Raw genomic sequence first — 23922 nt, forward strand, 5'->3', positions numbered from 1 at the left:
GCAGGAGGCACGGATGGCGCTCGCGTGGACGCTGGGCAGTGGGGCTGGGGCTTCCAGGAAGGCCCTGGCGACGGCCCTGGCGGCCTTCCTGGCGCTTCTGGGGGCCTGCCGGGAGCAACCCCCGCTGACGGGCGCCCGGAGCCTCCTGCGGGTCTCCCAGGAGGCCGTGGCGTTCCCGGCCAGCTACCCCCGGGTGGAGCGGGTGATGGAGGTCCGGGTGGTGAACGCGGGCCGGACGACGCTGGACGTGGAGTGGACGGGGCTGGCGGCGCCGTTCGTGGCGGAGGGGCTGCCCGCGCGGATGGCGCCGGGGGAGGTGCCGGTGCGGCTCTTCTACCGGCCGGAGGCGACGGGCGTGCTGACGGCCACGCTGACGGGGCGGGCGCCTGGGGGCGGGGAGGTGCGCGTGGAGCTGCGGGGGGAGGCGAACCCCCTGCCGGACTGCCCCACGCCGGTGGCCTGCCACACGTCCACGTTCGACGTGGTGACGGAGTCCTGCGTGGAGGCGCGGCTGCCGGATGGCACGGCGTGCGACCCGGGCAACGCGTGCCTCCGGGACGCCACGTGCACGGCGGGGCTGTGCAAGGGCGTGGAGCGCGTCTGCGACGACGGCGACGCGTGCACCACGGACGTGTGCAACCCGCTGGACGGCTGCACGTCCGTGCCGGCGCCGCCGTGTCCTGGGGACGGGAAGTGCCAGGTGGGCACGTGCGACCCGAAGGTGGGGTGCACGCTGGCGAAGGCGCCGGATGGCACCTTCTGCGGCCCCGAGCGCGGCTGCGATGCCGCGGACGTGTGCCTGGACGGGGCGTGCCAGCGGAGGGATCCGCCGGACAACTTCATCTGCGCGCCCGCCAGCCCCTGCCAGGGGGTGGGCAGGTGCAAGGGGCCCGTGTGCGAGCGCCCCCCCGCGACGGCGCTGAGGCCCGACTGGACCTACGACGCGGCCTCCAACGGCGAGGCGCTGCACGACCTGCTGGTGGGCCCCACGGGGGACGTGACGCTGGTGGGCTTCTTCGTGCCGGCGCTGATGGACGCGGCGGGCCCGCTGCCGGTGCGCGCGAGCGTGGCCGGGCGGCGCTGCATGCTGTGGAACGACCGGCTGTTGTGCATGGACCAGCCGGCCTCCGGGCAGGTGTCGCTGCTGGACCGGGCGACGGGGGCGCCGCGGTGGACGTTCGACCTGGCCACGGCGCGGCCGGACTTCGCGCAGGGGCTGACGACGCTGTTCATGGCGCGGCTGGGGGTGATGCAGCCGGACCGGCTGGCGGCGCTCTTCGAGGCCTATCCGCCCGGCGCCTCGCGCGACACGCTGTGCCGGAGGTACTTCCTGGTGGTGTTGGATGCCTTTGGCGGGATGGTGTCCGCGCAGGCGTTGCAGGATCCGCTGCTCGCTGAGTGCAACCACCCGCACCCGTACGGCGTGGCGTCCGACGCGGCGGGGGACCTGTACCTGGCGTTCGGGCCCACGCAGAACGTGGGGGCGCCGCTGTATCCGGGGGCGCCCACGCTGCTGATGGCGTTCTCGTCGGACGGGGTGCCGCGCTGGCGCAAGACGGAGGCCTTCGCCGCGGGGGAGCTGGCCCTGGTGAACGGGCTGCTGCTCAACGAACGCTCCGCGCAGGCGCTGAGCACGAAGGACGGGCAGCCGGTGGGCTCGCGGCCCTTCCCCCAGGCGCTGGGCCGCGCGGTGGCGACCTCCGGGCACCTCATCCCGTCTCCCTCGGAGGACGACACCGTCGGGGAGTGGCGGCTGGAGGGCTACGGGCTGCCGGGGCTGGAGCCGGCCTGGACGTATTCGTTCCAGGGCGGGTCGGGGCCGGTGTCGCCGGAGGTGCGGCTGGCGAGCTGGGCGTCGTGGCCGGGGCTGCCGCCGGAGACGGTGGTGGTGGGCACGGGCCTGGACGCGCGGGGCGCCATGCTGTTCGCGGTGAGCGCGCGCGACGGCCGCGAGGTGTTCCAGTGCCCGGTGTCGAACGCGGCGACGCCCGCGCAGTTCCTGGAGCTGGGGCCGGACAGCCTGGTGCTGATGGACGGGGCGACGACGTGCGGCGACTGCGATCCACCCTTCGCGTACAGCCAGGCGCGCTTCCGGCGCTTCCCCATCCCCGGCCTGAAGCCCGCGGAGGAACCCTGGCCCGGAACGTTCGGCGGGCCAGGGCACGACCATCACGAGGACCCGGTGCGCGGGCGCTGAGGCCTCACGGCGTCAGCGCGGTCCAGTCGCTGTTGGGCACGGACACCTGGAAGTTGTACGTGCCGTTGGTCCAGCACAGGCCGTAGGGCCCCAGCTGGGTGCTGTTGCTGGGGCTCAACGCGGGCCACGCGCTCACGGTGTAGATCTGGAGATTGGACGCACGGATGCGCGGGAACGCGGGGCAGCGCTGCGCCACGTCCATCAGGTAGTGCGACTCCCACATGGTCCAGCCGTTGGTGAAGCCGGACGAGCCGCAGATCGGGGTCAGCTTCTCCTCCCAGAGCCCCAGGTTGAAGTTGTAGAGCACGCCGTGCGAGCAGCCGCTGCCGTCCTTGTAGGCCTCCGTGAAGTAGCGGTCCTCTCCGTCGAAGAGGCGCACGTACTTGTCCTTCCACGCCGCGTCCATGTACTCGAAGGTCTGCCAGCCGGTGGCGCCGTCGATGCCGCAGTGGTCCCAGAAGCCGTGCGCGTGCGCCGTCGTCGCCATCCCCGAATAGCGCCAGTGCGCCGTCACCGTCTCCACGCACCCGTTGCCCGCCGGCATGTGGGTGGGCGCGTAGAGGGTCGTGCCGATGGCGTTGTCCGGAATGACCAGGTCCGTCTGCGCGTCGTTCGCCGCGAAGATGCCCTGGCCTTGATTCACCCAGAAGCCCCGGTCCCCGGAGCCCGGGAAGATGTCCGGGATGGGGTCGCGCGGGCGGGGCCGGCTGGAGCGCTCCGGCAGCCGCGCCGCCGCGCCCTTCAGCACCTCGTTCACCTGCGGCTGGGTGTTGGGATGCGCCCGGCCGTGCACCGCTTCGTCGAAGGGCTCCGGCGCCGCGCTCAACGCCTGCCCTGGCGGCACCGGCACGCCATACGGAAGGTGGGGCACCGCCTCCTCCGCCAGCACCGGCGCGCACAGGAGCCCTGCCACCACCGCCACGGCCTTCCAAGACGTTCCACGCATGCGTGTCCCTCTTTTTCCGGAGTTGAGAGGGATTAAAGCAGAATAGAATGTAAGTGATGTAAAATATGTTTAACGTTTGGTGTTGGTCAATGCTGGCGCGGCGCGCCTTGAATGCGCGGGGCATCCAGGATGCGGCCTTCGCGCAAGGTGCCCTCCGCGTCACGCGTGAGGGGCAGGCCCACCGCGGTGACGTCCTCGGGGCGCATGCGGGTGAGCCACCCCAGCCAGGCGCAGACCGCGGCGTCCAGCTGGTCGTGGGTGCAGGGGCCCGCGTCCACGAAGCGCAGGCCGGCGGCTTCCAGCAGGGCCTTCCTGCGAGCGCGTCCTTCGGGCGTGGCCTTGGCCCCCAACTTCTCCACGGCCCGCGCGCGCCAGGTGGCGCCGGGGAAGGCCTCGAAGAGGCGCGCCCGTGACAGCACGGGGGTGTCCAGGTCCAGCATGGGCACCCGGTTGAAGGCTCGCAGCGCGGCGAACAGCAGCACGCTCCCGCGCACGAAGCCGGCGAAGGGGGCTCCGGGCAGGGGCAGCACGTCCGGGGTGCGGCCCGGGGCGCGCAGCCGCCGTTCCGCGTCGCGCACCCGGGCCCCGGGGGTCGCCAGCGCCTGGGGTCCGTCCACCACCACCACGTCGCCGGGCGCCACGGGGAAGGCCTTCACCAAGGCCTCCGGGTCCAATCCCTGACGCGCGTCGGCCCGGGGCCAGACGCGCTGGGAGAAGCGCACGCGGCCCTGGGGGTCCAGGATGGCTTCATCCACGGGGCGGGGGGCGCGGGCGAAGGGGTCGGTCAGGTCCCAGCCCACGAAGCGGGGAGCGTCCGTCATCGCGTGCCTTCGTGCGGCGAGCCTTCGCGTGGGCCGTTAAGAGGGGCCGCCTTCCCCTTCATCCTGGGTGACACGCGCATGCGATACCGTCCGCTGGGCCGCACCGGCCTCTTTGTCTCTGAACTGTGCTTTGGCGCCATGACGTTTGGTGGCGAGGGTTTCTGGAAGAACATCGGGCAGCAGGGACAGGCGGAGGCCGACAAGCTGGTGGGCCGGTGCCTGGACGCGGGCATCAACTTCTTCGACACGGCGAATGTGTATTCGAACGGGAAGTCGGAGGAGCTGCTCGGCAAGGCGCTCGCGGCGAAGCGGTCGGAGGTGGTGCTGGCCACCAAGGTGCGCGGTCGCATGGGCCCGGGCCAGAACGAGGTGGGCCTGTCGCGCTACCACATCTACGACTCCGTGCACGCCAGCCTCAAGCGCCTGGGCACCGACCACATCGACCTGCTCCAGATTCACGGCTACGACGTGGCCACGCCGCTGGATGAGACGCTGCGCGCGCTGGATGACCTCGTGCGCGAGGGCAAGGTGCGCTACCTGGGCGCGTCCAACCTGGCCGCGTGGCAGCTGATGAAGGCGCTGGGCCTGAGCGACAGCCGGCACCTGGCGCGCTTCGAATCGCTCCAGGCCTACTACTCCATCGCCGGCCGCGATTTGGAGCGCGAGCTGGTGCCGTTGATGAAGGACCAGCAGGTGGGCTTGATGGTGTGGAGTCCGCTCGCGGGAGGCCTGCTGTCCGGCAAGTACCGCCGTGACTCGCAGGGCCCCGAGGGCTCGCGCCGCGCCGCCTTCGACTTCCCGCCCGTGGACCGCGAGCGCGCATACAACGCCATCGACGCGATGGACGCCGTGGCGAAGGAGACGGGCGCCACCGTGGCCCGCGTGGCGCTCGCGTGGCTGCTGCACCAGCCGCACGTCACCACCGTCATCCTCGGCGCGAAGACGGAGGCCCAGCTGGAGGACAACCTGGCGGCGTCCGAGCTGCGCCTCGCCCCGGAGCAGCTGGCGAAGCTGGACGCCGTCTCCCAGCTGCCTCCGGAGTACCCGGGCTGGATGGTCGAGCGGCAGAACGTGGACCGCCTGCCGCCGCCCCGTTGAACCCATTGCCCCGAACTCCCCCTCGTACGGATTTTTTCAACATCGCTGAATGAATCCGACCTGCTGCGTCCATCGACGCACCGTGCAATCGCGGCGGGTCTGCTTCCACTGCCGGTCCGGGATGGCGGTCAGCGACTGACGCAGGGGGCCTCGGCGGGTGCGGTGAAAGACACGGAGGGTGTTTGGGATTGGGGCGGACTCCCGATATCTTGGGGACTGCGAAGCGCTCGGCGAACCCGGGCGTGTTCCATGGGGTCCACGTGCCCGCCCGACCGTGTTGTCCGTGCGGTGGGTGTCCACGTGGAAGGAGGACGGTCGCCCGGATGACCTTGGAGGTCCGGTGTGCGGCGTCTCCGTTGCCTCGTGGGGGGCCTGTCCGGGCCCCGGGAACTCCCCGGGGCCCGGGTAACCTTTCCTCCGGAGTCAGTTCGACGCGTCGACGCGGGACCCGCCGCTGACGTCGACGCGGGAGTTCTGGGGCCGCTTGGAGAGGCGGACGACGCTGCCGCCGGAGGCATCGCCAGAGATGCTGGAGGGGGCATCGGCCTCCACGATGGCGCCGCCGCTGGCCTCCACCCGCATGTCGGACACGCCCTGGAGCTGTCGGGCGTGCAGCTGCGAGCCGCCGCTGACCTCCGCTTCCAGCTTCTGCGCGCGGCCGGTCAGGGTGACTTCGGAGCCGCCGCTGGCCTCGGCCTCCACCTTCTTCGCGTCCACGCCGCGCACGTTGAGGACGGCGCCGCCGCTGGCCTCGGCTTCGAAGTCGTCGGACGCGGTGGCCTCCGCGTTCATGTGGCCGCCGCCGCTGACCTCCAGGCGGTCGATGGTGGGCGAGGACACGATGAGCTTCACGCGGCCGTTCAGCCCGCCCCAGAAGCCCTTGCGGTCCACCCGGGTCGTGAGGATGCCGTTGTCCACCACCAGGCGGATGCGGGAGAGGGCCTCCGAGGAGCCTTCCAGGCGGACGGACTTGGGACCCACCTTCACCTCCGCGTGCATGCCGTGGCCCACGGAGACGCCGTGGAAGTCCTCCACCTGGCGCGTCTCTCCCGCTTCCTCGCGGGAGGAGGGCCTGGTGGCGTCCTGCGCGTGGGCGGTGCAGGCGGTGGCGGAGAGGCAGCAGGCGGCGAGCAGGGACAGCGAGGTGATCCTCATGGTCGGCTCCGGGCGTGGCGCGAGGACGTAGGGCACGGCCTCCGCGGAATGCCTTGGGTACGCGTGACCCCCGCGCGTGATTGCGCGTGGGGGACGGGAGCCGCGCGGGCGCCGGTCAGGGATTGGCCAGCAGTTCCAGGGGGACCCGGACGGACGTGGTGTCGTCGGGTTTGATCTCCACGAGGAGCTTCAGGGGCCGGCCGGTCCCATCCATGAGCTTCAGCGTGTGCCTGCCCACCGGGAGCGCGACCTTGGTGAGGGGGGTTTCGCCGAGGGAGCGGTTGCCCAGGGACACGCGGGCGGAGGGTTCGGTGACGAGGGTGAGGAAGCCCTGGGCCGCGGCCGGCTCCGAGGTGTCTTCGGCCGGAGTGGGGGTGGCGACCTCGGGGGCGTCCTCGGACGGGGTGCGGGGCTTGCGGACAGGAGCGGGCGTGTCGCTGGCGTCGCGCTTGGTCTTGCGGACGGGGGCGCGGGTCTTCCCCTTCGCGACCTGGGAGTCGTCCGGGGGCGGGGTGTCTTCGGCGGGGGCCGCGTCGTCCGGGGGCGGGTTGGTGGGAGGAACCGTGTCCGCGAGTTCGGTGGAGGGTTTCGGCGCCGGAGGTTCGGCGGGGAGAGCCTTCTGGGCTTCGAGTGGGGCGGAGGGCGGTGGAGAAGTTGTGGAGGACTTCGTCGCCGGGGGCCGCGCGAGCACGGAGTCCCACAGCGCGGCGAACCGACCGCCGTCGAGTCCGAGGGCCACGGTGGTGCCGAGGCCCGCGATTCCCAGGAGCGCGACGCCGGCCGCGATGAGTCCGCCCCGGCCGCGGCGGGGGGTGGGGGCGTCGGAGTCCGTGAGGAAGTCGTGGGGTTCGGTCGACCGGGTGGAGGCGCGCGCCGCGCTGGCGCGTGCGGGGGGCGAGGACTGCTTGCGACGGGAGGACGGCGAGCGGCGGACCGCGGGTGTGTTCTCCGGGGCCTCTTCGCGAGGCAGGGCCGGCACGCGGGAGATGGCGGTCTCGCTGTCGTTCAGCAGCGCCTGCGGCGGGTTGTGAGGCTGGGTGACGCGCACGCTGTCCAGCGTGGAGGAGCGTGAGGGCCGGGGGCGGGAGTCGTCGGCGGAGGCGGATCCGTTCGCGGCGTCCCGAGCGGAGCGGGCCCGTGAGTCATCCGTGGATGGGTTCGCGTCGCGAGCGGAGCGCCCACGTGCGTCGTCCGTGGATGCGTTTGCATCGCGAGCGGAGCGCCCGCGTGCGTCGTCCGTGGATGCGTTTGCGTCACGAGTGGAGCGCCCGCGTGCGTCGTCCGTGGATGCGTTTGCGTCACGAGTGGAGCGCCCGCGTGCGTCGTCGGTGGCTCCATTCGCGGCGTCGCGAGCGGGGCGCCCACGTGAGTCATCCGTGGATGCGTTTGCATCGCGAGCGGAGCGTGCCCGCGAGTCATCCGTGGATGTGTTTGTGTCTCGAGCTGAACGCCCACGCGCGTCGTCCGTGGATGCGTTTGCATCGCGAGCTGAACGCCCACGCGCGTCGTCCGTGGATGCGTTTGCATCGCGAGCTGAACGCCCACGTACGTCGTCCGTGGATGCGTTTGCATCGCGAGCGGGGCGCCCACGTGAGTCGTCCGTGGATGCGTTTGCATCGCGAGCCGAACGCCCACGCGGGTCGTCGGTGGCTCCATTCGCGGCGTCGCGAGCCGAACGCCCACGCGCGTCGTCGGTGGCTCCATTCGCGGCGTCGCGATGCGACCGGAGACGAGAGTCCTCGGCACCGCTGTTCGCGGCGTCCCGCGTGGACCGGGCCCGTGCATCCTCGGAAGCATTGAGGGCTTCGCGCGGCGGCCGGGGACGCGAGTCCTCGCTGGCTCCGTGCGTCGCATCCCGGCCGGACCGCGACCTGGAGTCCTCGGCACCGCCGTTCGCCGCGTCCCGCGCGGAGCGCGAGCGGGCATCCTCGGACGGTGTCTCCCGTCCGGAGCGTGCCCGGGGCTCATCGGGCGGAGGCACGAAGACCGGGGGCTCCTTCGACAGACGCGCCTTCGGATCCACGGGAGGCTGCGCGCCCACGCGGGACAGGGGCGTGAGGATGGTCTCACCCTCGATGTAGCCGGGAGCCGTCGCGACGTTGGACGCGGTGATGCGCAGGGACGCGTCCAGCACCACGGGCGGCAGGGCCGGCTGGGTGCGCACGCCGGGCTCGGAGTCATCGGGGTTCGCGGACAGCGAGTCCGTGGGCGGCGGCCGGGGCGTCTCCACCGGCGGAGCCACCCGGCGCGAGGGCGGCGTCGCGGCCGTGGGCTTGCGGACCGCGAGCTCCTCCGTCGTGTTGCGGCGGACAGGAGCGGGAGGCGCGGACGCCTTCGCCGGAGCAGGCGCCCGGGCCGGCGGGGCCGCCGCGGGCGAACGGGGCGGCAACGTGGAGGAGATCTGCGGCAGGGCACCGGCAGGAGGCGCCACGACCGGCTCGGGAACATCCACGCCCCGGGCCAGCACCTGCGCCACCTGCGTCTCGCTGGAGGTGCCGTCCCCGGTGGACTGCCCGCTCATCAGCAGCAGGCGGGTCTGGTCGCGGCGCTCGGAGAACAGGCGCAGCATCAGTTCGCTGCTCTGCTCCGGGTGCCAGATGCGCGGGCCCACGGCGCGCTCGATGGCGCGGGCGAACTCCAGCGTGGTGCCGTAGCGGTCCTCGCGCCGCTTCGCGAGCGCCTTGAGCACGATGGCGTCCAGCTCCGGCGGCACCTCCTTGTTCACGCGCGAGGGTGGAGGAACCTCTCCACTCAGCACCGCGTTCATCATCGCGTCGGCGCTCTTCGCGTAGAACAGCCGCATGCCGGTGAGGCACTCGTGCAGCACCACGCCCAGGCTGAACAGGTCGCTGCGGGCGTCCAGCGGGTCGCCCATGATCTGCTCGGGGGACATGTAGCCGCTGGTGCCCTTCACCATGCCCACCGCGGTGCGGCCCGCCCGCGCCAGGCTCTTGGCGATGCCGAAGTCGAGCAGCTTGGTGACGCCCTCGTACGTCACCATGATGTTCTTCTCGGCCACGTCCCGGTGCACGACGGGCGAGGGCCGGCCCAGCGGGTCGGTGAAGCTGTGCGCGTAGTTGAGCGCCACCGCCGTATCGCGCACGGCCATCAGGCTCAGGCCCATGGGGATGGGCTCGTGGGCGGAGCGGCAGGCGCGGGCCACCTCCACCAGCGTGGCGCCCGGCACGAACTCCATCGCCAGGAACAGCTCCCCGTCCGCCACGTCCAGGTCGTACACGTGGGCGATGTGCGGGTGGTTGAACGCGGCCGTGACCTTGGCCTCGTCCAGGAACATCCGGACGAACTCCTCCTCGCCGCGGATGTCGGGGAGGATCTGCTTCAGCACCACCATCTTGCGGAAGCCGGCCAGCCCCTTCTGGGCCGCGAGGAAAATCTCCGCCATCCCGCCTGTCGACAGGCGGCAGAGCACCTCGTACTTGCCCAACACCCGGCCACGGAATCCGTCCGGAGTGAGCGTCAGCGTCGTCCCAGCCATCGTAAGGGGTCCGACTCTACACCGGCGCGGGGACCGACGCGAAAGGCCCGGACCACGGTTTCTGGCCAGATGCCAGGGTTTACGAGGATGAGGCCTTCGTCCGGGCGGAGACAGGTTTCCGCCGGAACGCGCGTGGATTGTCCGGCACCGGAGAGGAGGCCCCGGGAGGGCCGGACGGCGGTGGGGGGCTCGGTACTGTGCGCGCCATGGAGACGCGGATGGGCCAGATGGGGCGGTGGGGACGGTGTGTGGGCGCGCTGCTGGGGGTGGTGTTGGCGTGGGGGGAGGCCCGGGCGGAGGGGTTGCAGGTGGAGTACGACCTGCAGACGCCGCTGTTCCTGGACCGGACGTACCTGTTCGTGTCGCCCAACCGCATCCACCGGCTGGGGGACCCGGAGTCGCCGGCGCCGCTGCTCTTCGAGGGGCAGTTCGCGCCGAACCTCTTCCTGCCGCAGCTGCGCCTGGGTGATTTCAAGGAGGACGGGCGGGAGACGCTGTTCTCGCTGGTGTTCACGCCGCTCATCCGGCTGCGGGTGCTGAACACGAACAGCAGCCCCGTCATCCCGCCGTCGTACATCCCCAAGCTGACGCTCCAGGCGGCGCACCTGCGCCTGCTGCGGGGGCCGGACAAGGACAGTCAGCCCCGAGCGGTGGCGGTGGGGTTGAACGCCATCCTCGGGCACTACTCCAACGGGGCGCAGGGGTGCTTCTTCGCGGACCAGACGGGGACGGACCCGGACTGCACGCCCGCGGAGGGGAGCCTGCCGTTGAACGAGGTGTCAGGGAGCTTCTCCACGAACTTCCTGCGCTTCGAGCTGCATGGTCGGCTGGGGTTCGGGGTGGATCCGCAGCGGGTGAGCGCGTGGATCCTGGGGGCGAACGGCTTCTACGAGCTGAACTCGTCGATAGGGCCCGGAGGGATGAGCCATGCCCAGCGCGAGGTGTACGGGGCCGGCCACTGGGGGTTGGGGCTGGTGGGGGAGCGCGCGCTGAACGGGACGCGCTTCCGGCTGGAGGGGACGTTTTCGAAGCCGTTCGGGGAGACGCCGTTCCAGCGGCCCACCTTCAGCCTGGAGGCGGCGGTGAATCCCTGGTGGAGCGCGGGTTTTGGCCTCTTCGCGCGGTACATCCACGGGCAGGACTACTACAACATCCTCTTCCTGGAGCGGATCAGCTTCTGGCAGTTCGGTCTGGTCTTCGAATTGAATCCGGGCGCGCGGCTGAAGACAGACAGCGACCAGCCTCCTGGCTTCTGGTGACGTTCGTCGCGCCGTGGGCTACGACGGCGCGCACATGGACACCTCCACCTCTCCGCGCACCGTCACCGGCCGCGTCGACGTACATCCCCGGGGTTTCGGCTTCCTCACCGTGCAGAAGCCCGGGACTCCGGAGGTGCTGTCCGCCTTCATTCCGCCGCCGGACCTCAACCCCCTCTTCGCGGGGGACATCGTCTCCGCCACGGTGACGGCGTCCGGCGAGGGCCGCTGGACCGCCTCGGGCCTGTCGCTGGTGGAGCGCACCCGCACCGCGGTCTACGGCGAGGTCGTGTCGCGCAAGGGCGCCTTCTTCCTGCGCATCGACAAGGAGGTCTCCAACACCGAATGGCCCCTGGACCCGGGCACCACTCCCGTCCAACCCAACGACGCCGTCGTCGCCCGCATCGCGGCCGGCAAGGTCGTGCTGCTCTACCGCCTGGAGCCCGGCGCGGACCGCTCGCTGGAGCGAGTCATCGCCCGCCATGGCCTCCACCGGGACTTCCCGCCGGAGGTCGTCGAGGAGGCCCGCCGCGCGAAGGAGACGCCCCACGCGCTCAAGGGGGCCCGGCGCGACCTGCGCTCCATCCCCACCGTCACCGTGGATGCGCCCTCCACGCGAGACATCGACGACGCCATCTCCGTGCTGCCCGCGGGGCCGGACGGCGCCCTGCGCCTGCTGGTGTCCATCGCGGACGTGAGCGAGTCCGTGAAGGAGGGCACCCCGCTGGACCTGGAGGCCCGCGACCGGGCGACCAGCGTCTATCTGGCCGGCCGCGTGCTGCCCATGTTGCCGGAGGAGCTGTCCGCGCACTGGTTGAGCCTGGTGCCGAACGAGGAGCGGAACTGTCTCACGGTGGAGCTGCGCATCGACCCGGATGGCCGCGTCACCGCCGCGGATGTCTATGAGAGCCTCATCCGTTCCTGGGCGCGGCTGAACTACGACGAGGTCGCGGACTTCCTCGACGACAACACCGTGTCCCCCGCCATGGAGCCCGTGCGCGAGGCCATGCCCTGGTTCCGGCTGGCGTCGGCGCGGCTCGCCGTGTCCCGTGCGGCCCGGGGCGGCATGGCCATGTCCCGAGACGAGGCGCGCTTCACCTTCGACACCGCGGGCGCCGTGTCGGGTCTGGCCGGGGAGAAGGACACCTCCGCGCACGGGATGATCGAGCGCTTCATGGTCGCCGCCAACGAGGCCATCGCCACGTGGCTGATGACCCGGGGAGTGCCCACCGTGTATCGCGTGCACGAGCAGCCCGACCCGCAGCGGGTGTCGGACGTGAACGCGTTCGCGCTGCACTCGGGGTTCGCCGCGGGCTTCGGCGCGCAGCTGACGCCGCTGGCCCTGGCCGCGTTCGACCGGCAGATCTCCGGCGCGAAGGCGGAGGCCGCGCTGCGCTCCGTGCTGCGCCGGTCGCTGGGTCCGTCCCGCTACACGGTGAAGCCGGGGCCGCACTTCGGGTTGGCCGCGCCGCTGTATCTGCACTTCACGTCGCCCATCCGCCGGTACGCGGACCTCGCGGTGCACCGGCTCATCAAGGCGTACCTGGGCGGCCTGCGCGACTTCGTGCATGAGGACCCGGAGATTGAAAAGCTGTCCCAGCACATCAACGTGCGCGCCCGCTCCGCCAACCGCGCGGAGGTGGACCGCCACCACGAGCTGGAAGCGCGCTTCATGTCCACGCGCATCGGGCAGCAGTTCCCCGCGCGCATCGTGCGGGTGAAGCCCTTCGGCCTCGTGGCGCAACTGGATGGCATGTGGGTGGAGGGCATGGTGCCGGCGGAGGGACTCGCCGGAGGCCCCTACCGTCCGGACGCGCGCGAGCTGTCCATGGTGGGCCGCACGCGGACCTTCACCGTGGGCATGCCGGTGACGGTGAAGGTCGTCTCCACCGACGAACAGCTGGGCCGGGTGGAGTTCGCCCTGGTGGAGTAGCGCCACACCCCCGGCCACTCCATGGCACCGGTCCGGATGATTCGGTGAACCAGCCGCGCGGACTCGTCTCGTATCCAGTCCGCGAGCGCACCGGTCCCCGTCATCCGGCTTCGAACGCGAGCACATCCTGACTCGACGGTCAGCATCGCCCATGCGCGGAACGCGCAGGGCATCGCCATGGAATCGAAGGCCTAATGAAAAGACGAATCTCAGCATTATGGGGGCTGGGGGTTTCCCTGCTCATGGTCGCCTGCGGGCAACCTTCCGAGGAGGAAGCCACCCAGGAGAAGTGGGCCACGGCCGAAGAGGCCCTGAACGGTTCCAGTTGCCGGCCCACGGTGGCGCCGGAAACCCTGCCAGGGGCTCCCACGGGGCTGGATCTGGTCTGTCAGGGGCCCTGGGAGTACCGCAGGGAGTGCTTCAAGCTGAGCAACACGTCGGCATGCCCCCAGATTGGCTATGAGACCAAGCCCTGCATGGTGGACGCCACCTGCAGCCACTCCACCCGGAGCACCGTCACCTATACGGACATCAAGGCGGCCGGAAAGAACATCTACATACAGTACTGCGACTACTCAGAGAAGCCCCCCTGCGAGAACACCAACACGAGCGATTACACGTATACGTGTCAGGCCCGGGCCGCGCAGCTGCTGTTGAACCTGGAAGCCGACGGGAAGAGGGACCCCAAGTTCCCCCTGGCCATCGTGTCTGCCTATTCGACGGGAAACCGTGTGCTCGGCAGCCCTGAGACGCTCAATAGCGGCGGGACCGGATGGAGCCAGACCGTCACCACGACCCCGTGGACGGAAGGCTGCTCCATCACCGTCAGCAACGTGGCGTCCTCTTGGACGACCAGCCCGCACCCCGAGTGCGGTCAGGTCCCCTCCACCTGTCCTGACCCCTCGCGGCCCAAGTATGACTATTGCCGTGCGCCCACGCATGGCACCGAAGCCGATCCGGCGACGTGCGACGGATTGTCGGGCGGAGGCCTGTACTACTCTGTCGGAGGCCTGTCGCAGAACGCGCTGAAGAGCACCGCTGACGCCCAGGCTGACATCCGCACGGGCTTCCCCAACCGCCCGCGCTGCATGACGGCGGACGATACGCCCTATGCGTCCGTGGAGACCAAGTACACCCGGCTGGCGACCCAGCTGGACGCGGTCGCTCCGGCGGCGGTGGATGGCCCGCTGCTGAAGTTCAAGCTCGTCAACGCGCTCAAGCTGCTGTTCGAACTGCACGCGGACAACCCGGCCTTCGACTCGAACGTGCAGGCGGGTGGGTACGCCACGCGCCGCGCGCGGGTCCAGGCCCTCTACACGGCCTATCCGGAGATCAACCACTTCTTCCGGGTGGACCCGACGGTGGACTTCACCTGGAACCTGGATGCCCCGGCCCCCTTCATGTCGCCGGACACCTTCTCCGTGCGCTGGACGGGCTTCGTGGAGGCGCCCCAGACGGGCACGTATGCCTTCCACGTGAAGTGGGATGACAGCGTCCGCCTGTGGGTGGACGGCCAGCTCCTGCTGGAGCGCCCCACCTACCTGGGCGAGGTCTGGCACCAGGTCAGCGTCCCGCTCACCGCGGGCCGCCATGCCCTGAAGCTGGAGCACAGCGAGGGTGGCTGGGCCGCGGGCATCCGGCTGCACTGGCAGCCCCCGGGCGCCCCGAGCGTCACGCCCATCCCCACGAACCGGCTCTTCACGCCGGATCAGGCCAGCAACGGCCTGCTGGGGGAGTACTTCGACAACGAGGACTTCACGTCCGACACCTGCTCCACGGGCCTGCCCGCGCCGTCGGCCAGCTTCACCGCCTCCCAGGAGGTGATTGGCACGCTGGCCCTCTGCCAGCGGATGCTGGACAGCCACGTCTCCAGCACCGCGGCCAGCACCCTCCTGGACACATGCACGGCGGCCGCGACGGGCATCGAACAGCTCGCGTCCTCCGGCTACGACACCCAGGCGTACTGGCCCGTCTACGACAGCATCACCTCGCAGCTGCTCATCAAGGGGCTGCCGGGCATGACGACGACGCTGGGCAGCGAGAACCGCATCGCGGAGCTGCGCGCGAAGCTCATCGCCATCCAGCGGTGGTACGGCGCGTCCCGCGCCCACCTGTCGCCCACGGCCGCGCCGTCGCCAGCGCTCATGGCCCAGACGAGCCAGGTGATGCAGGCCTTCTGGAAGGGCGCCTGGCTGAAGGATGAGCTGGGGCTCACCGCCACCAATGACACGCAGGCGGAGACGGTCCGGGCCAAGGTCCTGTCCGACGGCTTCGTGGCGGACCGCCAGGTCCTGCTCGCGGCCTTCGGTGAGGCGGGCACGCCGCCGCTCACCGGAGCGCCGCTGCTCTACCTGCTGGATGACTCGCTGCGTGGGCTGAACGAGCGGATGCTGGACGTGAGCCGCCTGCACGACATGGGCTGCCGCTTCGTGTCCTGCTCCACCCGGTCCACCGTCACGAGCCAGCTCTGGAACGTGCTGGCGAACCTGAATGATGCGTCCGCGTTGCAGACGAAGGTCACCGCGGCGGCCAATGTGTCGGCGGACTGGAAGCGGGTCTTCAACCGGATGGTCTCCGGCCACGCCGCCCTCCGCTCCGCGGTGGAGGACGCGCTGGGGTTGCCGGCGGGAACCTACGTCGCCAACGACCTGTTCGACCGGCCGGTGTCCGGTTCCGCCATGTCCCTGACAGCGATGCTGCGCGAGGCCCAGGCCCGCGCCACCGGCTACGCGGTCAATGGCCTCTTCACCTCCGAGAACGAGCAGACCCTCAAGGTGGGGCTGGACGCGCAGAAGCAGGCGGCCATCCTCGCCCAGCTCAACAAGATCATCGGCGAGCTGGACGGCGACCTCACCGCCTACAACGCCAATCGCAAGACGCTGGTGCTGGAGCTGCTTGCCCAGCTGCAGAACCAGGGCAACCTGGCCAATCTGGACAACAGGAGCCTCCTCCTGGATGCGCAGCTGAAGTCGCTGAACAAGGACTTCAATGGACTGCGCGTGAGCCAGGCCGTGGAGGAGGCCCGCCTGGGTGACTTCATGGATGGCTTCGAGGCCCTGTACCCGGCCATCGCGGAGCAGGGCCAGGTCATGCTGAAGACCGAATCCTCCCTGATCGTCCCCAACCGGGGACGCATGGGGCCCAATGCCAATGACGTGCAGGGAATGGCGTCGCTGAAGCTGGATGGATCCACCTTCAAGCTCCAGCCCTCCTTGGGCAGCCAGCTCGTCGTCCAGGTTTCAGGCCGCTGGTCCCCGACCTGCGCGCTGGGGCTGACCAGTGGTCCCAATGGCAGCATGGTGAAGGTGCGGACCCCGCTTCCCGCTCAGACGCCCATCATGACGGGGCCCGAAGGCTTCTCCGTGACGAACTCGCAGGAGGTCTACACGGCGACCGCCAACGAGACGGTGAACTCGGAGGGCAACTTCGCCAACGCGACGAATACCGAAACGTTCTGCGCCGGGTTCAATCCCAACATTCCCATTATCGGAGGCATTGGCGGGGTCAACTCCTGCATGAGCTCCGAGAGTGGCACCACGTGGAGCCGGACGTGGAATCAGACGTCCTCCACCGGCAGCAACGCGCACACCACCTTCTCCGTGGCGCGCGGCGTGCGGTCTCCCCTGGCGCCGTTCCCGGACGAGCCGGTGGGCAGCCTCCTCCTGGTGGAGGTGGTGCGGGGCATGACGGATCGCGCCAATGTGCGCTCGGCGCGCGTGCTCCAGTCTCCGTCCACCTCGCTGCTGGTGAACGCGCAGTCGGACTACTACGTGGTCGTCAACGACGCGGCCATCGTGGCCAGCACGCCCACCGCGGCGTGTGAGGGGTGGGTGGGCCACTCCCAACTGGACGTGCGCGTCGCGGAGCTGAGCCCGCAGTCCAGCGAGGCGATCCAGATCACCACGTCGATGGTGTCCGGATTGGCCAAGATGAAGGCGCAGGCCCAGTCCTACGTGTCCCAGGGGCGGCTGCTGCCGAGCCAGATCAACAGCCTGCGCAGCAAGGCCTTCAGCGACCTCTACCTGGCCTGCGGCTGCACGAGCCTGGAGGGTTACCCGGAGAGCCTCCGCACCCTCTTCGGCACCTTCGTGGAGAAGGCACTGGTCGACGTGGAGCGGGAGGTGGAGCTCGTCAACATCGAGCGGCAGCTGCGGCAGGTCGCGTTGGAGATCCAGGCGCTGGAGGACGACCGCACCTATGCCCAGACCCAGTCCCGGCTGCTGGCCCTGGCTCCGGCCTGGACGTTGCGCAACCTGGATGGCACGGCCCTGCGGGTGAAGCTGGAGGCCTTGGACGAGGTGATGAGCCAGTGGCTGGCTCCCACCGTGCGGATCCTGCATCCGTCCACCCTGACGAACTTCACCTCGTCCGAGCTCAACCTGCTGAACGCGCTCACGGCCATCGACCCGGCCTCTCCCAGCACGGACATCACCGTGCTGGCGCAGACGGCGAAGCAGGCGGCACAGGCGGTGGAGACGCGCCTGGCGGCGACGCGAATCATCGGACCGGCCAACCCGGTGCTGGACGTCATCGTCAGCATTCCCCGCCAGGACAAGACGCCCGTCACGCTCTACCGCAAGGCGGACCCGGCCCTGTCGAAGGCGGTCTGGGATGACATCCTGGCGAACCGCAACCCCACGCTGACCCTCACGCCGGAGCACTTCTTCAGCCTGTCGGGCGGACAGAAGCTGCTGCCCTGCAATCAGGTGACGCCCATCGTCCGGACCCTGGCGGTCTACGGCGTCCTGCCTGCCGGCAGTTCGTCCGACCCGTACACGATTCCCCTGGGCCTGACGCCGGCGATGCGCTTCCCGGCGGCGTCCTCGCTGTTCCAGTATGACTTCGCCACGGCGGAGTACCTGGGGCCCTCGGCGCAGCTGATGTTCGGCACGATGGCGGAGCTGACGGCGCCGACCAACAACAAGCTGGACGCGTACCTGTCGACGTCGTCAGTGGCCGCGGGACTGTCGCCTTTCACCAGCTACCACCTGGACGTGCAGTCCATCGTGGGCAACTACCTGCCGCCTGCTCCCGGACTCATCAACCCGAACAGCCCGCTGGCGAAGACCCTCGAGCTGCTGGTGGTCTTCCGGGTGGAGACGAAGCAGGAGGCTCCCAGCGTGAAGCCTCCCGGCGTGATGCGCTGCCAGTAGTCAGCGCCCGTCGGACACCGAAGTCAGTCATGGCCCTGCCCGGTGGGTGCAGCCCGGGCGGGGCCGTTTTTCAGTGCCTGTCTTTCTTTCAATCAATGGGACATCGCCATGCGAAGCGTGTTGGGTTTGGTCGCCGGACTGTGGTGCGGGCAGGTGCTTGCCCAGCCCTTCAATGATGCGTTGGTACAGGCGCCGCAATTGGATGCGCCCCGTCGCGGAAGCCTGGTGGGGCAGTACGCGGCCACGGAGCTGGGGCCCGCGGACGTGAGCCGGGGAGGCTTCAGCCTGGCCTCCACGTTCGCCGTGCCCACGGAGCGCGGGGTCCTCCACGCCCAGGTCTTCCCCAGTTATTCGCCGGAGGGAGGCATTGGCGAGTGGGGGCAGGGCTGGGGTGTGTCGCTGGCCATGACGCGCACGCGTGTCATTGGCGAGCTGGACTACTCGAACGACGAGCTCACCGGTCCCTGGGGCCGGATGGTGAAGGGGACGGACGGGCGGTGGTACCCCGTGGGTCTCAAGAGCAACGTGCGCATGGAGGAGCAGGGGACCACCCTGGTGGCCCTGCTTCCGGACGGCAGCCGCTGGACGTTCGGCGGTACCGCGCGCGTGCAGACGGCGCGAGGCACCTATGCGTGGCACCTCACGCAGGTGGTGGACGTCACCGGGCACAAGACGAAGCTGGAGTGGACGGCCAACGCCTCTGGCCGCCTCTTCCTGACGCGTGCCTCCTATGGGGGCCTGGGGGATGACTTCCAGGAGCGGGTGGACTTCATCCACGAGCCGGTGACGACGGCCTTCGTGGACTGGCGGTCCGGAGAGGCGCTGCGGTTGGACCGGCGCGTGACGCGCGTGGAGGCTCGCAGCAAGGATGCGGTCACGGGACTGTTCGGGCTGCGCTGGAGCTACGCCGTCGGCTACCACCAGGACGCGCTGGGCCCCGCCTTCCAGCTTGAATTCGTGCAGCGGACGTATGCGTCGGGGCAGTCCGCCCCGGCGGTGACGTATGCGTATGAGCGCGCCTCGGACCTCCTGCCGAGCGTGTCGCCGCGCTTCATCCCCAAATTCGACGGCGTGATGCTGGCCTACTCCGAAGGGGTGGCCCTGCCCTCCGAGTCCACGCCCTTGGATGACGGGGACGACGGGTTGGTGGACCTGGAGAACCGCACGGACTTCAGCCTCATCCGGCAGCAGCCGGGCGGCTACACCTTCGACCCGCTGCCTCCGGCCGCCCTGGACGCGCGCATCGAGTGCCGGCCGGATGCGTCCGCGTTCAACCAGCCCCGGCTGCTGGCGAGGATGCGTCCCGAGCAGACCGACTACCAGGTGGTGTCGCTCTCCTGGAACGCGTTCCTGTCGAAGACGGAGATGCTGGTGTGCGAGCGGGATGGGCACCCGGTGCATCAGGGCTGGCTCCATGACGCGTGGGAGCTGGGTCCCAACACCCGCCTGGTGGACCTGAATCGGGATCGGCGGCCGGACCTGCTGGCCGTCTACCCGGGTGGCTACAGCGTGCTGCCCAACGAGAGCACGGCCACCGCGTATGCCTTCGCGGCCGTCCCGGTGACGGGCACGCTGAATCTCCAGGTCCAGCCCCAGGCCACCTGGGTGCATGACTTCAACGGGGACAGCGTGCCGGACCTGGTGGTGCGCTCCTACAACGACCTCTTCGTCTACGCGGGCAAGGGCCAGTTCCTCTTCGAGCCGGAGCCGCACATCTACGAGGCGCACTTCCCGGACGACAGCCCGGTGTCGCTCGCGGGCTTCGAGTTGAGCTTCACGGACATCAACAACGACGGCCTGCAGGACGTCATCGCCGGCAGCCAGTACGGGGCGCTGCTGCTGGTGAACGACGGGACGCGCCTGGTGCAGGTGCCGGTCCCCGCGCTGGAGTTGCTGGCGTGGAACTCCAGCTTCCCGGTGGTGCAGGACCTGGAGGGCACGGGCAACACGGAGCTGTTCTTCGTGGAGAACGGCCTGGCGAACTCCGTGGCGCTGGATGCGCCCGGCACGGGGCTCCTGAAGTCCGCGGACGACGGCAAGGGGACGCGGCTCGCCTTCACCTACGCGCGCAGCCCGGTGGCCGCCCAGCAGGGCGCGCGCCAGCCGGTGCTGGACACGCTGACGGTGCAGTCCAGCGGGCAGGAGACCCGGACGTACCAGTACACCTACGGCCAGCCGGCGATGCACTCCGTGGGTCGGTTCCTGCTGGGCTATGGGCAGGTGACGCGTGAGGGCGTGCATGTGCTGGAGGAGACCCACTTCCTCAACGACGACGACAGCGCGGGCGTGCTGCTGTCCTCGCGCGTGCGCGATGACAAGGCGCCACGGGTGGAGCAGTTCTCGGTGCGCCGTTACCAGGACGTGTCGCTGGCAGGTCTGCCGTGGAAGCGGTTGCAGGCCCAGGAGCAGGGCTGGCGCTCCACGACGGACGGCCAGCAGGTGTCGGAGCTCACGGAGTACGACGGGTACACCGCGGACATCTGCCCCACGCGGGTGATGACGACGACGGCGCAGGGGACGTTGACCACGGAGAGGACGCGGGCGTCGGTGTCCGGGCTGGGCCTGGCGATGCACTGCCTGGAGAGCCGCACGGTGTTGACCGGGCAGCATGCGCAGTCCTGGATGGACTTCCGCCATGAGGGCCTGGTGGAGCGCGACTCGCGGGGACTGGTCACCGCCGTGCGCAGCGTGGCGGGATCGCAGACGCTGACGTTGCAGGAGGTGACGTACAACCCGGACGCCTCCCTGGCCTCCATCTTCGTGCCGGGCAGGGGCGCGGCGACCTTCCACCAGGAGCCGGGACGACGGCTGCTGTATCAGACGAACGCACCGGACGGCGTGGTGACGCGCGTGGTGGACCGCGACTCGCTGACGGACGCGGTGTTGACGTTGGAGGTGGACCGGGGAGGCACGCCCTACCGGCGGTTCTTCCGCTATGACGGCCAGGAGCGGCTGAGCCGGGAGTGGGACAGCCTGGGTGGGACCTCACTCAATCCCAAGCAGACGTATGGCTATCAATACGCCACGGCGACCGCGCCAGGCTCGTTCCAGCTCACCACCCTGGTGGACGCCTCTCAGGGGGCGGTGCGGGAGTCCATCGAGTACGTCACGGCCTCGGGAGACGGTCTCACCGCGGCCCATCGGATTCCGGAGGGCTGGACCTTCGACAGCCTGAGCCGCAAGGACGGTGCACGCGCGGAGCTGCGCACGCTGTTGCGGCCGTCGGTGGGGCCATCGGTGAACATGCTGGCCATGGACTACGCGGCGCTGCTGGCGGGAGGCCGGCAGGTGGCCTTCAGCAGCGCGTCCGCCTTCGGCCATGACGCGGCCACCACCACCGCCTTCCATGAGGGCGTGGAGAAGCAGGTGGCCACAAGTCTGGGCTTTGAATCCGGAGCGCTGACCCAGACCGCCGTGGAGAACGGGACCTTCACCGCGAGCCGCACGCTGGACGCGGCGAAGCGCGTGCTGATGCAGGAGGACGAGGCCCACACCCGTTACGGCTACCACTACGACGCCTCCGGGCGTCTGCGCGAGGTGCTGCTGCCGGACGGTGCGACCCACCGCGTGCACTACGACGGCCACGGCCGCGTGGGCCAACTGGTGCGTCAGGGCATCGCCACGGTGGAGTACACCTACGACGCGACGGCGGGGTTCATCGCGCGGAAGAGCTACGCCTCGCCATCGGGCGTCGTACAGCGCCAGGTGGCCATGGCCTACGACACGCTGGGCCGGCTCTCCACGGAGACGCACAGCGCGACCGCCGGCAGCGGTACGCAGGTCTACCGTTACTACCACGATGGGGCTTCGCCCTCGGGTCCCGCCACGCTGGACCAGAAGGGGTTCCTCACGGCGGTGGCGGGCGACGGCTACGTCAAGATGTTCACGTACCGCGAGGATGGCAAGCTGACGTCCCGGACGCTGGAGCTGACCGGCTGGCGCACAGTCCAGACGCAGCTCGCGTACAACGACGCGGGGGACATCTCCTCCACCACCACCGTGGTGAAGGCTGCGAATGGGACGCCGCTGTCGTCCGACACGCAGGCCTACAAGCTGGACGGCCACGGGCGACTCAAGGAAGCGTGGCTGGGGACGGGCGGCACGACCCCGGCGCCCTGGGCCTCGCTGGCCTATGACGGCGAGGGACGGGTGTCCTCCGTGGACTTCTCCGGGGGGACGCACGTGGGCTTCGGGTATGACGCCCTCACCCGGCGGCGCACCACGCGGGTGCAGTCCACGCCCACGTGGAACGCCACCACCGCGCAGCGGCTCAACGCCCGTGGCCTGGTGGAGTCCGAGGACTTCACCGTGGGCGCGCAGTCCTGGCAGCGCGACTACACCTATTCGCCCCAGGGCTTCCTCACCCAGGCGCAGGATGCCCATGACAGCTACCTGTATGGCTATGCGCCCGAGGGGCTTCCCCTCTCCATCGAGGAGAACGGCACGACGCGTCCGGTGACGCGCGTGGGCAATACGCTCACCGCGGGGAGCGCCATCTACACGTTTGACGCCCTGGGCCGCGCGGTGACGAAGGGGAACCTTCAGCTGACGTACGGTCCCAATGGGCACGTGGCCAGCGCGACCCGTGGAACCACCCAGTGGCATTTCCTTTACGACGAGGGGGGCCAGCGCATCCTCAAGCGCGAGGGCGCGACCCCAGTGGCCGCGTACCTGGAGGCGGGCGAATACCTGGATGCGTCTGGCCTCACGCTTCCCGTGCACTTCGCCGGGCAGTTGGTGGGTGTCATCCAGCAGGGTGTGTTTCGCCCGTTGGCGGCGGACGCGCGGGGCACGTTGCTGACGGACACGGCGGGTGCTCCGTTCGTGGCCTCGCCCTATGGCAACCGCACGACGCACCCGGATGTGTCACCGGCGCTGGAGTTCGTGCAGAAGGGGTACGACGCGGACCTGGGCCTCATCCGCATGGGAGTGCGGGACTACGACGCCACGCTGGGGCAGTTCCTCTCACCGGATGGTCTGTTCCTGGAGTCGCCGGACCAGTGTCTGGCCAGCCCCAGCGAGTGCAACCTCTACTCCTACGCGCGCGGCAACCCGACGGGCTTCACGGACCCCAGCGGCAAGTGCTCGGCCAGCCTGGAGACGGGGATTGACTGCATGGGCCCCGCGCTGGCGCAGGGTGCCGCCATCGAAGCGGAGATGGTGGATGCGTGGCGGGGCGGAAACTATGGCACTGCCACCGTCGCGGGCGTCCTGAACGTCGGGAATGGCGCCATCGTCGTCTCGATGTTCCTGGTGCAGGGCGTGGTGGACGTCGGAAATGGGACCTACATCGCGACCTCCGGCTTCATGGAGGGGAACTATGACAAGGCATTGAGCGGGTCGGTGCAGACGCTGATGGCCTTCACGTTCGCGCGGTTGGGGCAGACGGCCACGGCGTTGAGTGCGGAACTCTCTCCGGCGGGGCGGATCGCCGCCGGGTTGGCCGCGGGCAAGAGCGCCGCCATGGTCGAGTCCTCCTCGATGTCGACCGCCTCGAGGATCGTTCCCAAGGCTTCGACAGCAGCGCCGGTTGTTACCGCTGGATCGGAGGCGGGAGGATCCATCGCGGTCCAGCCCAAGCGCATCTATTCCGCGCGTGAGCTGTTGCGGCGGGTTGAGGAACCGGGCCCGTACCATAATTTCCCGGAATCATTTAATAAGCAAATCTTTGAACAGGGGACACGCACGAGCACGCCGAACTTTTTCACCCGGCCCAAGGCCGGGTGGAGCAGCGAAGGGGTCATGTACTCAATGCCTGGTAGCGTGAACGGAGTTCAGGGTACATTCGAGATCGGCGTGAGGGTCTCGAACTCGAGCAAAGTCGAGCTGATCATGCATCGCTTCTTCAAGCCGACCCGATGAGTGTC

Annotated in this window: 10 protein-coding genes; 6 read left to right on the top strand and 4 right to left on the bottom strand. The window is 69.9% G+C overall.

All coding sequences use genetic code 11. The features are described from left to right. The first annotated feature begins 13 nt into the window (after positions 1-13). Positions 14-2197 carry a tenascin-X gene (locus GTY96_RS28245; RefSeq protein WP_235685930.1) on the top strand — a complete coding sequence of 728 codons (2184 nt, stop codon included), beginning with the start codon at positions 14-16 and terminating at the stop codon, positions 2195-2197. A gap of 4 nt (positions 2198-2201) precedes the next feature. On the opposite strand, the gene GTY96_RS28250 is transcribed toward GTY96_RS28245, so the two are convergent. Together GTY96_RS28250 and GTY96_RS28255 are read right to left on the bottom strand one after the other, a co-directional pair. Continuing rightward, positions 2202-3143 carry a hypothetical protein gene (locus GTY96_RS28250; protein ID WP_143907486.1) on the bottom strand — a complete coding sequence of 314 codons (942 nt, stop codon included), beginning with the start codon at positions 3141-3143 and terminating at the stop codon, positions 2202-2204. An 86-nt stretch (positions 3144-3229) separates the two neighbouring features. After that, positions 3230-3964: a DUF429 domain-containing protein gene (locus GTY96_RS28255; RefSeq protein WP_143907484.1), complete on the bottom strand. Its 735-nt coding sequence runs from the start codon at positions 3962-3964 to the stop codon at positions 3230-3232. Positions 3965-4042: 78 nt separating this feature from the next. On the opposite strand from GTY96_RS28255, the gene GTY96_RS28260 reads away from it, so the two are divergent. Then, positions 4043-5062, top strand: a complete 1020-nt coding sequence (locus tag GTY96_RS28260) for an aldo/keto reductase (RefSeq protein WP_143907482.1) — start codon at positions 4043-4045, stop codon at positions 5060-5062. Between the two features lie 423 nt (positions 5063-5485). Here the strand turns inward: GTY96_RS28260 and GTY96_RS28265 are convergent, their stop codons facing one another. Both GTY96_RS28265 and GTY96_RS28270 read right to left on the bottom strand, forming a co-directional pair. Next, on the bottom strand, positions 5486-6217 hold the full coding sequence (locus GTY96_RS28265) for a head GIN domain-containing protein (protein ID WP_143907480.1): 732 nt from the start codon (positions 6215-6217) through the stop codon (positions 5486-5488). Between the two features lie 115 nt (positions 6218-6332). Continuing rightward, positions 6333-9713, bottom strand: a complete 3381-nt coding sequence (locus tag GTY96_RS28270) for a protein kinase domain-containing protein (protein ID WP_161666352.1) — start codon at positions 9711-9713, stop codon at positions 6333-6335. 218 nt (positions 9714-9931) lie between these two features. Here GTY96_RS28270 and GTY96_RS28275 point away from each other — a divergent pair, with 218 nt between their 5' ends. The 4 genes from GTY96_RS28275 to GTY96_RS28290 all read left to right on the top strand — a co-directional run bounded on the left by GTY96_RS28275 (position 9932) and on the right by GTY96_RS28290 (position 23917). Then, entirely contained in the window at positions 9932-10972 is a 1041-nt protein-coding gene (locus tag GTY96_RS28275; RefSeq protein ID WP_235685931.1) for a hypothetical protein, read from the top strand. Positions 10973-11006: 34 nt separating this feature from the next. Then, positions 11007-12902, top strand: coding sequence for a ribonuclease R family protein (locus GTY96_RS28280; RefSeq protein ID WP_161666353.1), 1896 nt, complete (start codon positions 11007-11009; stop codon positions 12900-12902). Between the two features lie 242 nt (positions 12903-13144). Beyond that, positions 13145-18055, top strand: coding sequence for a PA14 domain-containing protein (locus GTY96_RS28285; RefSeq protein WP_161666354.1), 4911 nt, complete (start codon positions 13145-13147; stop codon positions 18053-18055). Positions 18056-18163: 108 nt separating this feature from the next. Beyond that, entirely contained in the window at positions 18164-23917 is a 5754-nt protein-coding gene (locus GTY96_RS28290; RefSeq protein ID WP_161666355.1) for an RHS repeat-associated core domain-containing protein, read from the top strand. The last annotated feature ends 5 nt before the right edge of the window (positions 23918-23922 follow it).

The organism is Corallococcus silvisoli (assembly GCF_009909145.1).
Taxonomy (GTDB): Bacteria; Myxococcota; Myxococcia; order Myxococcales; family Myxococcaceae; genus Corallococcus; species Corallococcus silvisoli.